We start from the raw sequence: 14545 nt of genomic DNA on the forward strand, positions 1-14545 counted from the left end.
TCACTTCACTTTTTGTCCTTTTCGTATCCGGAAACCGTCCGGCTGGTAATGCCGGGTTAAATATTGTCGTAATTCTTTATCGAAAAGTTTGTTGTTTTCGACTGTATTCATATACGAATCATAAGCGGCAAACCCAAAGTGTGAAGGGATGAAAAGAAGCCATTCCGGGTTTATAACCGAAGTTGCTTCTTTTATTTTGCCCAAAAATAAAAGTATAACCGCTTCCTGAAAATGGGATTGATAATAAAATACCACCAGCCATACGATGACAAAAATGGCTGTTAAAACTCTGTGTATATAGAGCTGCCCCAATCCCGGGACAAATAATGACCACATAACGGAAAGGAGGGGGTTGCGCTTATCCAGGTAGTTAATCTCCAATGCGCCCAATGAAAAAGAATTAAAACGGTGTTCCTCCCGTTCTGCTAACAGATAAATCTTATTCATATCCACGGTTGTGCGATAACTGTCCCAAATGCCAAAAAGGTAAACAGGAATATACATGAGAAGCCATCTTGTGTCCAGTACGGCTTTTGCCATGTCAATATTTCCTTGAAACGAGTAAATCATGGAAAGGTTCACATTGGCTTTCAAATTAACGACAACTTCCCAAATAAATAAAGCATATCCCCTGATATATTTGGATAACAGCAAATGCCCGAATCCGGGAAACGCGGCGGACCACCATGCAATGATATAAGGATTTCTTAAATGCAATTGCGTAGTCCCTAAAATACTAACATGTGCTTTATATCGCCTGGCTGTATTATCGTTACGATAATTGTCCATCTTATCCACCTTTAAAAAGCCCTTTAAGTTAGCTTGCCGAATATGGAAGACATTTATACGGGGGGTATTCTGACCAGGGTAATGGGATGAAACGGATTTGATTTTAACAGAACGGCTTCCCATAAATGGTTGCTGTTCTTTACTGGTAAAAAGGAAAACCCAAAAAGCGGCCGGCGCTTCATTGACAGTAATTTAACGGTTTTTGTACGTTTGATGGTTGACGTTTTATTTCAAGCTATATTATAATTAATTGTGTAATTGCGCAATTGCACAATTTAACAAATAAGATAAATAAAAGAGGTGATCCATTTTATGATTGACTTACGAAGTGATACGCTGACAATACCTTCTGAAGAAATGAGGGAAGTAATGAGATTTGCTGAAATAGGTGATGATTGTTTCGGTGAAGACGGAAGTGTTAATCGCCTTGAAACTTATTGCAGAGAGTTGTTTGGAGTGGAGGATGCACTTTTGGTTTCCAGTGGAACGATGGCCAATCAACTAGCTGTAAAGACACAAGTTGAAGAAGCAAATGAAGTGATTACTGAAGCAAATTACCATATTTCATTTTACGAAAGCGGTCAAACTGCTAGTCTAAGCAGAGTTGTTTTAAATACTGTTCAAACTGTTGATGGGGTATTAAGAGTTGAAGATATTGAGAAGGCAATAAAATCAAAGCCAAGAGGGTTTATGTATGCTCAACCTCAATTGGTGACAATTGAGAATACAATAAATTATTACCAAGGAAAGATTTTTCCTTTAGAGGAAATCAAAAAAATAAGAAGCTTTACATCAACTATGAATATTTCCTTACACTTAGATGGTGCTCGCCTATTTAATGCCCACGTTGCGACCGGAATACCATTACAAGCTTACGCAAAAGAGGTGGATACATTAAGTGTTTGTTTTGCAAAAGGGTTAGGGGCGCCTTTTGGTTCTATGCTGATGGGGAAACGAAGCATCATTACGTCAGCACGCAAGTATAGAAAGCATTTTGGGGGCGGGTTACATCAAGTAGGCATTTATGCAGCTGCAGCGTTGTATGCTTTAAACAATAATTTAGCAAGAATTCAGGAAGATCATCGACTTACTAAAAAACTTGCTATTCTCTTATCGGAGATCTCGGAATTCGGGATATGTCCAAAAAAAGTTGAAACAAATATGATTTTTTTTGATGTTGGCAATATCGGGGTTTCATCATACGAATTTATAGAATCGTGTAAGAAAAAAGGGCTCCTATTATTTCCCTGGTTACCCGACAACGTACGGATTGTTGTTCACCGAAACATATCGGAGGAGCAAGTTGAACAAGCAGCCCGCATCATAAAAGATGTTTATGCAAGTTTTAAGAGGAGCGCCTTATATGTTTAGAAAAGTGAACGAAGGGTGGATGTCCTTTTTAGTAAGATTTTTCAATTCCCTGGGGTTCTATATCTTTACCCCACTTTTGGCACTATGGCTAACCGAAACCAAGTCCTTGGATTTGTCCAAAGCCAGTATCATTGTTGCCAGTCTGACTTTGTTTTCAAAAGCCGGGGGTGCATTCATTGGCGGGTTGATCGACCGGCTGGGGGTGCGTTTGAGCCTCATCCTTGGATTATGGTCCAGCGGTGGTATACTGATGCTTATTCCAGTCGTTCCATTTTTTTCGTTATTCATTGCCCTGTCCGCATTGCTCGGTACTACCATCTCTTTATACAATGTCGCCTTAAAAACGCAAATATCGTTTATGAATGAGCATAAGCGCCTGCGCGCATTTGCGTTATTAAATATAGCCGTAAACCTCGGAGCTTCGATTGGGCCTTTGGCAGGCGGCTGGATCTTGGATATAAAATCATTGTGGGTGATGTTTTTTGCCGCTGGCAGTTACTTTATAGCGGGAGGAGTGGCTTGTCTACTGCCTGAACCACCCTTGGAAAAAGAAGAGAATCGTTTAAATCTATTTAAATACCTGTATTCAGAGAGGTATCATTTGCTGAAGAGTCCGTTTTTCCGTTTTTTATTCGGATCAGGCTTACTCTGGTTCTTTTATATTCAAATGTTTTCCACTCTGCCTGTATATGTATCGGGTGAAATCAGCGGCAAGACAACGGGGCTTGTCTTCACATTGAATGCTGTAACGGTTATTGCCTTTCAAGGAATCTTTCCTTCCGTTCAGCCAAAGTTGAAAAAGGAACAATGGTATGCGTTGTCTTTTTTGTTGTTTGGTAGCTCCTTCTTTCTTCTATGGAATGACCGAACAGTGTTTTCTATCTTTTTATCTATGTTTTTGTTCAGCCTGAGTGAAATCATTTGGACACCATTGATAGATACGGAGGTTTTACAAAAGCATGGAAATTTGAGCTCTTCATGGGCCTTTGGCATTGCCGGCGTTGTATGGGGGCTATGGGAGTCCTTTGGAAGTTATGCAGGGTTAAGTTTGTTAAAATTCTTTCCGGGGAGGCTATACTTGCTGCTGGCTGTCATGACTGTGATAATCGGTTTAAGTTTGATTTTGCGATCACTGTCCATGAGAAAAGGTGAAAAAATATTCAGGGGTGAAAGATAATGGACCACTTTCTTTTCATTGAAACCAACACAACGGGTACTGGGACAAAAGCGATGAAAATAGCGAAATCAAAAGGATACCAGATTCATTTTTGGACAAATGATCCTGATCAATATAAACAGATGGCAGCTGATCATCCTTTCCAATTGGCAGATCATGTGAAAATTGTCGATACCTATGATGTTGATGCGATGATAAATCTGGTTCAAACAGCATCCTGCCACTTTGCAGGCATTCTTGCATTCGATGACTACCATTTAATCCCTGTTAGCCGAATGGCTCATTTTCTTGGGCTTCCCGGCCATCCATTAGAAGCTTTAACCATTGCACGCGATAAAGAAAAAACCCGGCACTTCTTACAAAAAAATGATACCGGTTTCCGGCAACCTGCTTTTCATACCATTGAGGATCCTTCTGAATTAAGCAAAGATATCCCCTATCCATGTGTCCTTAAACCAGTTGATGACAGTGGCAGCTGCGGGGTGACCATTTGCCAAAATCAAGGGGAACTCATGCAGGCACTCTCAAAAGAAATGAAGCGGTTGAGGAATAAAAGAGGTTACAAATTAAAAAGAAAATGGTTGGTTGAAGAATTTATCAATGGTGAAGAATATTCCGCTGAAATGTTGTACACTGCAAATGGTTGGGAACTTATTTCCACTACCAGGAAAAAAACGATAGGCTTGCATTCGGTCGAAGTAGGTCATGTTACAGGAAGAGGAATTGAACCTGTCCCCCAGCTTGAAGAAAAAGGTAAAAGACTGTTGGACTTGATAGGGTTGCGTTTTGGGGCAGCCCACATCGAATTTATTGTTCGGGGAAACGTACCTTACCTGGTGGAAATCAATCCAAGATTAGCGGGAGATTGTATTCCCGATTTGGTTGAGTTGTCTACAGGTATTGACATGGTTGAACATGTAATGGACCAGGCAGTAGGTAAAAGGAAATCAGTAACAAAATCGTCGCGTCTTTCGGCTGCCATTCACTTTGCCACCCCAAAAATAAAAGGGACCTATGTAAAGGTGAGCGGCGTTGAGGAAGCAAAAAAATCGAACGGCGTGATAAGCGTATCGGTTGCTGCTTTACCGATGCATGCCGATCATGTATCGAGCAGCTATGACCGTTTGGGTTATGTGATTGCGACAGGAGATACCCCGGATGAAGCTTCCGGGCGGGCAGAACAAGCCATTCAGAAATTGCGATGGGGGGTTGGAAACATTGAAGCGGCTCATCTTATTGGGGGCGAGTGAGGAGGGAATTTCTGCTGCTCACGCATGTGGGTATCATGTTATCGTAATTGAGCGTCCAAAGAAAAGCATTTCTGAAAAAGTAACCGCATTAGCGGAGGCCATCTATTTTGCGGATATTTGGGATACCGATGCCGCGCATAAGGTGGTCGAAAAAATTTTCTCCCAGTATGAAGATATTAAACTCATCCTTAGTTTTACGGAATTGGGACTTGAAACAGCAGCTTACCTGAGTGAGCGTTACAATTTAAAAACCAATCCGTTTGAAACAGTAAGGCGGACAAGAAACAAAAATCTGATGAGAAATGCTTTTGCATCTCATGATGATTTGAAACTGCAAACTTTTTGTGGAAAGGCAGACAGACTCCCCGAAAAAATTTCCGGTCTGTTGCCGATGATCATCAAGCCCAATGACGGATTTGGCAGTCAAAATGTTGCTTATATAAAAAACCAATCGGATTGGGAAAAATGGCTGCGGACTCATGCCCAAAGTAAACTCGAGTGGATTTTGGAACCTTTTATTGAAGGCCCGGAGTTTAGCGTAGAAACAGTTTCATCTGAAGGGACGCATACGGTACTTGGCATTACGGAAAAGGAAACGAGTGGTATGCCAAATTTTATCGAAACCGGGCATATTGTGCCTGCGCTCCTGGAAACTGAGCAAAAACAGCAAATAGAAAAGATCGTCAAAAAAGTACTGACTGTTCTGGGCGTTCAATACGGTCCCGGACATGTTGAAGTAAAATGGGATGTTGTCAACAAACGTCCGGTTGTGATTGAAGCACATACGAGACCGGGCGGGGACTTTATTCCGTTTCTGCACTTTCTCTCTAGCGGTCTCAACCAATACGAACTTGGCATATTAAGCTTTGAAGGGAAACACAATCTTGATATGCAGCCACAGCATACAAAATTTTCACAAGTGAAGTTTTTTATGCTTGAAGAAGGGCGATTGAGTGCTTTGGAGCTGAGATCCTCTGTCCCGGAGCCTATTGTGGAATGGAAAATTGCTTATCAAGTAGGGGAGCACATCCCCGGAAGCCGTGACTCGTTTACAAGAGGCGGGTACATCATTGCTTCATCTGATTCCAAAGTACTTGCCGCTAAAGCCATCGATGATTTTTATTCTCGTATTGTATGGAAAATAGATAAAATATAAGAAAGTTGTGGTCATATGGCAGTATTAACCCCTGATTCAAATGAATTTCAAATTAAATTGGAGTTTTTAACCTCTCCCGTCTTCGAAATGATGGCATCTTTAAGAAAATGCTATCTCATGCAAGGGCGGGTGGAATGGGAAGATATAGACTTGCAAAATTTTTATACGGAAAATCAAGGATTACTCAAAAGGTACTACGGCGGTTTTGAGATGGGGGCCCAGCTTGCTGAGCTTGCGATTGGACTAAGCCAACCCCATTCTATTCAGGATTTTATCCAATGGGTTCAACAAATGGATCGTTCCCTTTTTCTTTATTACTTATTGGGCCGGTATCTGGAGGTGGAGGAAATTGAAACCATTTTTGAAAACTCGCCCGAACCGTCAAATGAAATAAAGCAAAGAATTGAAAAAAAGGGCGGATTCGTGCACCAGGAACAGTTGGCTTTTGCGAAAAATTGGCCTGTTTGGCATCAAGAGTTGGTCGATTTATGGTCTGCATACTATGAGGAATATTTTTTTAAAATAGCAAGGCATGTGGCGCCTTTTTGGGAGCAAGCGAATGACAAACTGGCAAGGGACCTGAATACGAAAGGTTTAAATGAGGTTTTGAGAAGGCTGCTGAAGGGAAAAACGATTCCTGAACAATTTCCTGAAAATAAGCAAACAGAAGTGGTTCGCTTTTTTCCTTCTTACTTTGTTTCACCAAAGTTCATTCTGATTTGGGGATGGGGCGAATTAAATCTCGTTTATGATCTTACAGCATATGTGGACCAGCCATTGCCCGCTCCTTCCCCATCCGAAAACAATGACACGCCGGCCACTTTGGATGAAATCTCCTTTTTTGGCAAAGCATTATCAGAGCCGATGCGTATACGGATTTTGTCTTTGATTGCAAGAAAGGAAGGGATCAAAGCCCAGGAGATGGCCGAAAAATTAGACCTGAACCCTGCCACGATTTCCAGGCACCTGAACATTTTGAAAAATTGCAAGCTCATCACGGAAACCAAGCAAAAAAGCCATAATATTTACTTTATCAATCATAGCGAGTTCAGGCGCTGGGCAAAACAATTGGAAGGGGAGCAATTTTTAAAGGCTTTCGATTGATGCTTGATTCGGCCGGTTTGTTTTAGAAAGCAGCCAAAGTGCATTTCAAGCGCAATGGGTTGCTTTAGTCTGGGCACGTCCCTCGAGAAACACCGGCCGCACGGGCAAGCCTCTCTCCTGTACTTGGTGCAGCCGTGCATGTAGACTAAAAGGAGACAAAGGTGAAAGCAGGTGTTGTTTTGGTATCCTATATCGTATTAAACAAACGGAAGATTGATGTGGAACGTTATCGGGAAGAGGACGTACAGGGGTTGAAGCAGATCGTGGTTGACTTCAAGGTCACAAGCGATGATTATCATGATATTGCCACCTTGCTATATCAGGAAAAATTTGATGTGGAAGTGCCTGAAAAGGGGCTTGCTTTCAGGGGCGCGATCCGGGAATATTCTACTTCCATTACGAATCTATATGAAAAAGGCCAGGTCGGCGACTACCATTTAGCATTGCTGGAAGTGAAAGAAGGAGAGAACAAAGCGTGAAACTCAGTATTTTAGACCAGGCGCCCATTTCTTCCGGCCAGACAGCGAAAGACGCCTTGAACAACGCGATGGAACTGGCCCGTGCAGGCGAGTCATTCGGATACACGCGGTACTGGATTGCGGAACATCATGATTTGCCGGGCCTTGCCAGCAGTGCGCCCGAAGTGATGCTCGGTTTTATCGGCGCGCATACGAGCACAATCCGGATCGGCTCCGGGGCCGTGCTTTTGCCGCATTATAAACCGTACAAAGTCGCGGAAGTGTTCAATTTGCTCTCCGTGTTGTTTCCAGGCCGCATTGACCTCGGCATTGGCCGGGCGCCGGGCGGTTCTGCCGAAGCAACCAGCGCATTATCCGATCAATTTTTGCAAAAAGTGTACAAGATGCCGGAACTGGTGGAAGAATTGCTTCATTTTCTCCATCACGATTTCCCGGAAGACAATATTTTTTCCCGCGTCAAGGCTGCCCCTGTCCCGGCCGATCCGCCGCATGCTTGGCTGCTTGGCACAAGTGGCAAAAGTGCCGTGCTGGCTGCCCGGTACGGCATGTCGTATGCGTTTGGCCAGTTCATGAGCGAACAGGATGGCGCGGCAATTTTAAAGCAATATGAGCAGGCTTTTACCCCCCGAAAGCCGGGGGATGCGCCGCAAACGTTGTTAACTGTTTCCGCCGTATGTGCCGAAACAGCTGAAAAAGCGGAAGAAGTGGCATGGAGTTCCCTAATATGGCAGCTGCAGGCGGAAAAAGGGGGACAAGCATCCGTGCCGTCCATTGAAGAAGCAAAATCTTATCCATTAACCGGAAAAGACAAAGAAAAATTGGCAAAAATGAAGCAAAACATGGTGATCGGAAATCCGCAGCAAGTGCGCGCGGCATTCACCAAGTTGCAGGAAAAATACAGAACGGATGAATTGATGATTTTGACCATTGCCCATTCTTTTGAGGACCGGATTGCTTCATACCGGTACATTGCCGAAGAAGTGCTGGGGTAATGGATTAGCGAATCAAAGCCTTCTTTTTCCTATTAATGGAAGAGGAGGGCTTTAATTATTGTTGTCGCGGTAGCGGGGCTTAGAATACCAGTGTTTTTTAAGATCGCCAGCGGCCGTTTTTTCAGCCGTACGGCAATGACTGCATTCATAAAAAAATTCAGCTGAAGAAAGGATTTTAGATGCTTTTGCCGAATATCAATACGGAACAACAACGAATTTTTGCAGAGGATTATTTCTTTCATTCCGTAAAACTGAAAGAAAGCCGCAGTGCTGTCTTGCCGGATTACGGTTTTATAGAGTAACTCCAATTGCCTTATGAAAAACCCGAAACCTATTATGATGGTCGAGGATTCGGGAATGCAAAAAACAAATCCGTAAAAGCGAAATACAATTCATATGAAAATAAGGGAGACAGGGCACCCGGAACCGGTAAACACGGGAAAGGTAGGATGACCAGGGGCTCACATAGAATAGAAATTCAGTTCATATTGAAGAAAGCACAATGAAATGGCGCAATTATTTTCATCTATTTGGACGGGAATAAGCCTGCAGCTTTTGTTTTTAATCCTGTATTTTGGAACTATTTTGCCAAAGTTGAATAACGTTTTTGGAGCAGCGGTTTGTATCATCATCGGGATATTCGGTTTCATTAACGGTCTATTCTCCATGAAAAACCATAATTATATTTTAACGGCTTTCCGAAAGAAGTCTCCCATCCTCAAGGAATGTGAAGGTGCGAATAGCACCAATGAGTAGGTGGGAGATGAATTTCGGTTGGCTTTAGCCAAAGGTTTTGATATAATCAGTCTTAGATGGAATAAATGGTTGATATATCAATGAAATTAGATAGTAATAATCATTCAGTATTCTTACTGCATTATCACCTTGTATTGGTTGTAAAATACCGTAGACAAGTGTTCGATAGCGAAATATCTGATTTTGCTGAGATTGGAAGTAAATACAATATTTCTTTAGTGGAATGGAATCATGATAAAGACCATATCCACATCTTATTCAAAGCAAATTACGAAAGTGCAGCGATTTGATAGCTAAAATCCACACACGTGGAAGTAAATGTAAAATATGGAATCCAAATCTATAATTTCAGGTGGTTGAAGGTATACTTTCCCCCTCCCCACCTTTGCGGGCTTTTTAATTTCCAGTATTCAGTTCCTGTCTCTCAATCAATCATGCGCACACTTTGAATCATTTTCCGGAATGCCCATTTGTGGGCATATGTCTCACAAATGTTCAATGAGACCCTCCGGCTGTGAGACGTCAGCACGCCGGCCGAATAAATAAACTCTCTTCGAAACCGCCTGATGGTATAGGACTTGAACGCAGCCGGGCAATGGTCCTTTTTAAAGATCTCGAATAAATTGTACGCCAGTAATTTAATCAGAAGATCCATATGATTTGCCCCGAAAGAATCTGTTGGAATCTTGTCCATCGAAAAACCATATTTAGACTCTTTGATATAGTTTTCCAGACAGGCTCTCTGATTGTAAAATCTCCAAATATCCATAGGTTCCCAGTCCATCGTTGTCACAATGGCTTCATAATCCCAGAGAAAATCAAACAATTGAAGCTGGTCTTCCTCATACTTGTCAGCTTTTCGGATGACCGCAACTCTTCTTGGCTTTTCCCAGGAAGCTGCTTGGTAGTAGACTGTTTTTCCCTCTATAACAATCAGCTCATCATCAACATACCGGATCCACGGAGAATTGTCGTTTTCAACATACTTTTTCAATCTTGATGTCCATTTCAGTTTGCCGGCGTAGTTAATCTTCCGCTGCTCCCAATAACTGTAAAACTTTTCTCCGCCAAATCCCTTGTCAAAACGGGCGTACCGGATAAGGTACTGAGCGGAAAGCAATCGATAGGTTTCCTCGGCAAATTCAATTCCGTTGTCAGCTGAATGGACGTTTCCCGGTCCTAGCACACCGTTTAAGCAAAGATGGGATTTTCCTTCAAAAACGAGAAGGGGGTGGTAGCTTTTTCTGCCCGGCTTATGGGGGTTCACCCCGATTTTCGCTCCCTCCTGGTTTCCATAAACCGTTTCGACACTTGAGTCAAAGTCAAGAATGAGATCGGAATCCAGCCATGGTTCGATGATGTCCATCACCCGTTCTTTGAATTCTATGGCAGCATCCTCGATTTTCTCCAACCTTAATAGATCCTTGCTTAAAAGCGTATAATGCGGGCATTTTCCTCCTAAGAAAGCACGAATCAAAGGGTCATTCTGGAGTGATTGAAAATGAAACATACGGGAGCAATCTGCCATCCAGCCCGCAATCAGATATACAAATATTTTACTTAGAGGAAATTTGGCATTGTCTTTCTTTAAGCAATCAACCCCCCGGAAAGTCTGCTGGATTTTCATCCGTTCCAGAAATTGCAGAAATGGGAGGATGCCACTAAATTTTGTACTATTCTTTAAATTGAATTCATATTTAATTCTTGAGACAGGAATGATATAATTCACCTTAAAGGTGCCCCCTTTCTTGGTTATTGTTTTTTTCTCAAAATCAATTATACCAAAGGATGGGGCACTTTTTTATTTTAAATTACTATTTTACTTTCGTAATCTGGGATTATAAAAGGCCTGGTCGAACTTTTTATTTGCCATATGATTCCCTGCGCTTAAATAATTTTACGAAATACCATACAACAACGACTGTACCGATTACGGATAAAACAGCTCCGGAAACAAGATGAAGTGTTTGATTAAATCTGTCTCCGAAATAAAGATACAATGCAACAGCTGCCCAGAAGAAAATCAACAGTATTTTTTTCATAGCGTTTGTGCGATGCTAAGATATAATTTTAGCGAGGGAGAAGACACTCCCCTCAACTTCTTTTCGGCTTCTTCCATTGTGCTTGGCGGAAGGGTTTGATACAACCGTGTAGCGTTAATCTCCGCTGGTATTTATGCATCGATGAAGTGATCCAGCATCGCTTTTCCCACTCCCTTTTTAAGATTAATTATACGAATGTATGATAAAACCGCCATAGAAAATAACAATTTTCTTATATCTTTTAACGAAAATCTCCGGCTTTTTTCGGAGATACCGAGAAAAAGGCAAAATTTTTTATAATTCAACTATGAAGCGGAGAGCACCCCGTTTCTTCTGAGTAAACTAAATTATGGAAAAATTATCTGCATGGCTGTTAAGATAAGAAATGCACGCAGGAAGATGGCAAGCTGGAAAAATGGATGGCTGGTTTTCCCCCTGAAATGCGTTAAAATAAATGTATGGCACTTTATCGCGCACAGAGGAGGGAAACATGGACAAGCAACCTTTGCATAAATTTTACGAAAAAAATCGACTTGAAAGAATCAAGGCACTGGAACAGGCGAAGGCCATTTCAGCCGAAGATGCCGCGCTGCTTGAAAAAGGGCTTGTGCTGCCGGATGAAACGGCGGACCATATGATTGAAAACCAGATTGCCAAATATGAATTGCCATATGGTACGGCATTGAACTTTCTGATTGACGGAAAAGAGTATGTCGTCCCGATGGCGATTGAGGAGCCTTCTGTTGTGGCGGCGGCAAGTTCGGCGGCAAAAATCATCAACAAGGCAGGTGGTTTCCGGACGACAGTGAGCAGCCGTATGATGATCGGGCAGGTGGCATTAATGGACGTTCCGGATCCGATCCGTGCGAAAACGGTGGTGATGGCCCATGCGGAAGATATTTTGCAAACGGCGAATGAGGCCAAGCCTTCGATTGTGAAGCGGGGCGGCGGAGCCCGGAAACTGGAAGTCCGCCTGATCCCGGCTGATGAAAAAGCCGGCACGCCTGCTTTTTTTGTTGTTCATCTCCATATTGATACGCGGGAAGCAATGGGTGCGAATATCATCGATACCATGGCGGAGGCGATCAAACCGCATTTGGAAGAGCGGACAGGGGGACGGGCATTAATGGGCATTCTCTCCAATTATGCCACTGAATGCCTGGCAACGACCGAATGCCGGATTCCCGTGTCATTGCTTGAAAAAAACGGCATGTCCGGTGAAGAAGTCCGCGACCGGATCATTGAAGCCGCCCAATTTGCATACGCGGATCCTTACCGGGCTGCAACGCATAACAAAGGCATTATGAACGGCGTCGATGCCGTTGTGATCGCAACCGGAAACGATTGGCGCGCGATTGAAGCGGGCGCCCATGCCTATGCAGCAAGGTCCGGCAAGTATCGTTCCCTTTCTACTTGGAGCAAAGCAGAAAACGGAGACCTGCTTGGCAGCCTCACCCTTCCGCTTCCGGTCGGGACAGTCGGCGGCCAGATCAGCATCCACCCTGCTGCCGGTTTCAGCAAGCGGCTGCTGGGTTACCAAAATGCAAAAGAACTGGAATCGATCATTGTCTCCGCTGGGCTTGGCCAGAACTTTTCCGCCATCAAAGCTCTTGTAACAGACGGGATTCAAAAAGGGCATATGGCACTGCACGCCAAATCGCTCGCTATCACAGCAGGTGCCTCCGGAAGCGAAATTGACCGGGTTGCAGAAAAACTAAAACAAAGCGGGACAATTGATCTTGCTACGGCAAAGGAAATTTTAAAAGAAATCAGAGGATGACAGGCGGGGGCACTGAACACAGATAGGAAGAAAAAACACGCGGGTATGAAAAACGGCGCCAAGAATACCGAGGTACTGAACAAAATATAGAAAAAAAACGGTGAGACACGATTATGGTGATGTCCCACCGTTTTCTTCTTTTGGAGCTTTTCAGCGGCTTCTGGCAGGCAGGCGGTTTTTCCTAAAGCTGGATGGAACCACTGAGGCCCGTGCTTACGGCGACATCTCCGTTTTTGAAAAGTGGCCTGCGCTTATTCTCTTTAGCAAAAACGAGAGGCACGCTTTAAGCATGCCTCTCATTTTTACATGTTTTTATTGATGTATTGCCGCTTGTGCCCTTCGATTCCGGCAAGGCAAACGGTGGCCGGATCCTCGTTCACCGGCAAGGTAACGGCCGATCCGTCGTTTGGAAGCGATGTTGTAAAAATGGCTTCGTATTCGGCAACGCTAATTTCTTTCCGCGCATCGAGCATTTGCTGATGGCGGGCCGGCTGCAAGGCTTCACGATAGCCCGGCTGCAGGATCCCGGCAAAAAATTCCCCGACTGCGCCGGACCCGTAGCTGTACAGGCCGATCCTCGCACCTGCTTCTATCTTTGTATTTTGTTCAAGCAGGGAAAGCAAGCTCAAATACAAAGCGCCGGTATAAATGTTCCCGACGATTTTGTTATAACTTTTGCTTGTTTCATAATGGGCAAGAAGCCTTTCGCGCCCGTCTTCATCCGTTTCATCCAGCACCGTTCTCAGCGCTTTTAAGCCCATTTTTGTATATGGCATATGGAAACAAATGGCTTCGAAGTCACTTAACGTAAAGCCGGTTTTTTCTCTGTACTGCTGCCAGACGGTCTGGAAGAAACCGATGTACTTTTCATTGGAAAACTTGCCGTCCACATAAGCGGAATCCGAATAGACCGGCCGCCAAAAGTCCATGATGTCTTCCGTATGGTACACGCTCGGTTCTTCGATCGCAAGGATGTTCGGATGGGCGCTTACGACCATGGCGACGGCGCCCGCCCCTTGGGTAACCTCTCCTGAAGTATTCAATCCGTATCTTGAAATATCCGACCCGAGCACGAGCGCTTTGCTTTCCGGATGCAGGGCGATATGCCCTCTTGCCATTTGCAGCCCTGCCGTAGCACCGAAGCATGCTTCTTTCACTTCAACGGCCCGCACTTCCGGTTTTAAACCGAGCAGGCGGTGCACATAAATTGCGGCTGCCTTCGAGTGGTCGACGCCGGATTCCGTGCCGAAAATAACAAAATCGATCTTTTCTTTATCTTCGTCTGTTAAAATTTCGAGCGCCGCATTGGCTGCGAGCGTCACCGCATCCTGGGTCACCGGGGCGACGGCCATTTTTTCCTGGCCGATTCCGATTAAAAATTTTCCAGGGTCCTCATTCCGGGCAAGTGCCAGTTTTTCCATGTCAACATATAAATGCGGGGTATAAAACCCGATCTTGTCTATTCCGATTTGCAACAGCTATTCACACCTTTTTTACAGGAATTGTTATTGAAATTTGAGAAACTGTACTAAATAATTTAATATAAACGGTGTCGAAATACAACTTATCACGACACACTGACACCTTCCCATTATAGTACAAGTTGCAAAGATTGTGGATGAGAAATGACAGAGAGGGAGTAAACGTAT

At 43.7% G+C, this 14545-nt stretch carries 11 protein-coding genes and 1 pseudogene; 9 read left to right on the plus strand and 3 right to left on the minus strand.

Annotated features, from left to right (window positions below; translation table 11 throughout):
• Complete coding sequence (locus NST20_RS01130) at positions 1-789, minus strand: hypothetical protein (protein ID WP_342400392.1); 789 nt, start codon at positions 787-789, stop codon at positions 1-3.
• A 312-nt stretch (positions 790-1101) separates the two neighbouring features.
• Between NST20_RS01130 and NST20_RS01135 the strand changes: the two genes are divergently transcribed.
• The 8 genes and pseudogenes from NST20_RS01135 to NST20_RS01170 form a co-directional block, all read left to right on the plus strand.
• Entirely contained in the window at positions 1102-2160 is a 1059-nt protein-coding gene (locus tag NST20_RS01135; RefSeq protein WP_342399869.1) for a GntG family PLP-dependent aldolase, read from the plus strand.
• Positions 2153-3337, plus strand: a complete 1185-nt coding sequence (locus tag NST20_RS01140) for an MFS transporter (RefSeq protein WP_342399870.1) — start codon at positions 2153-2155, stop codon at positions 3335-3337. The genes NST20_RS01135 and NST20_RS01140 overlap by 8 nt, the downstream gene beginning before the upstream one ends.
• Positions 3337-4587, plus strand: a complete 1251-nt coding sequence (locus tag NST20_RS01145) for an ATP-grasp domain-containing protein (protein ID WP_342399871.1) — start codon at positions 3337-3339, stop codon at positions 4585-4587. Before NST20_RS01140 ends, NST20_RS01145 begins: the two co-directional genes overlap by 1 nt.
• Positions 4556-5743: an ATP-grasp domain-containing protein gene (locus NST20_RS01150; protein ID WP_342399872.1), complete on the plus strand. Its 1188-nt coding sequence runs from the start codon at positions 4556-4558 to the stop codon at positions 5741-5743. Before NST20_RS01145 ends, NST20_RS01150 begins: the two co-directional genes overlap by 32 nt.
• 15 nt (positions 5744-5758) lie before the next feature.
• Positions 5759-6847 carry a metalloregulator ArsR/SmtB family transcription factor gene (locus NST20_RS01155; protein WP_342399873.1) on the plus strand — a complete coding sequence of 363 codons (1089 nt, stop codon included), beginning with the start codon at positions 5759-5761 and terminating at the stop codon, positions 6845-6847.
• 179 nt (positions 6848-7026) lie between these two features.
• Positions 7027-7326 carry a YkvR family protein gene (locus NST20_RS01160; RefSeq protein ID WP_326242884.1) on the plus strand — a complete coding sequence of 100 codons (300 nt, stop codon included), beginning with the start codon at positions 7027-7029 and terminating at the stop codon, positions 7324-7326.
• Positions 7323-8318, plus strand: coding sequence for an LLM class flavin-dependent oxidoreductase (locus NST20_RS01165; RefSeq protein ID WP_342399874.1), 996 nt, complete (start codon positions 7323-7325; stop codon positions 8316-8318). The genes NST20_RS01160 and NST20_RS01165 overlap by 4 nt, the downstream gene beginning before the upstream one ends.
• A gap of 836 nt (positions 8319-9154) precedes the next feature.
• Positions 9155-9340 (plus strand): annotated as a pseudogene (locus tag NST20_RS01170) (transposase); the annotation flags it as partial.
• A gap of 158 nt (positions 9341-9498) precedes the next feature.
• Here the strand turns inward: NST20_RS01170 and NST20_RS01175 are convergent.
• The gene (locus NST20_RS01175; RefSeq protein ID WP_342399875.1) at positions 9499-10803 is read right to left on the minus strand and encodes an IS1380-like element ISBco2 family transposase; all 1305 of its coding nucleotides are present in this window, start codon (positions 10801-10803) and stop codon (positions 9499-9501) included.
• Positions 10804-11606: 803 nt separating this feature from the next.
• Here NST20_RS01175 and NST20_RS01180 point away from each other — a divergent pair.
• The gene (locus NST20_RS01180) at positions 11607-12896 is read left to right on the plus strand and encodes a hydroxymethylglutaryl-CoA reductase, degradative (RefSeq protein WP_342399876.1); all 1290 of its coding nucleotides are present in this window, start codon (positions 11607-11609) and stop codon (positions 12894-12896) included.
• 302 nt (positions 12897-13198) lie between these two features.
• On the opposite strand, the gene NST20_RS01185 is transcribed toward NST20_RS01180, so the two are convergent.
• A complete protein-coding gene (locus tag NST20_RS01185) occupies positions 13199-14371 on the minus strand; it encodes a hydroxymethylglutaryl-CoA synthase (protein WP_340702186.1) in 1173 nt (390 codons plus the stop codon).
• Between the last annotated feature and the right edge of the window lie 174 nt (positions 14372-14545).

It is taken from the genome of Weizmannia sp. FSL W8-0676 (assembly GCF_038593015.1).
In the GTDB taxonomy this organism is placed as follows: domain Bacteria; phylum Bacillota; class Bacilli; order Bacillales; family Bacillaceae_C; genus Weizmannia; species Weizmannia coagulans.

Excerpts from the sequence above, each read along its gene's own strand:
- NST20_RS01180 (WP_342399876.1), top strand. The coding sequence starts at position 11,607 with ATGGACAAGCAACCTTTGCATAAATTTTACGAAAAAAATCGACTTGAA.
- NST20_RS01140 (WP_342399870.1), top strand. The coding sequence starts at position 2,153 with ATGTTTAGAAAAGTGAACGAAGGGTGGATGTCCTTTTTAGTAAGATTT.
- NST20_RS01155 (WP_342399873.1), top strand. The coding sequence starts at position 5,759 with ATGGCAGTATTAACCCCTGATTCAAATGAATTTCAAATTAAATTGGAG.
- NST20_RS01145 (WP_342399871.1), top strand. The coding sequence starts at position 3,337 with ATGGACCACTTTCTTTTCATTGAAACCAACACAACGGGTACTGGGACA.
- NST20_RS01130 (WP_342400392.1), bottom strand. The coding sequence starts at position 789 with ATGGACAATTATCGTAACGATAATACAGCCAGGCGATATAAAGCACAT.
- NST20_RS01135 (WP_342399869.1), top strand. The coding sequence starts at position 1,102 with ATGATTGACTTACGAAGTGATACGCTGACAATACCTTCTGAAGAAATG.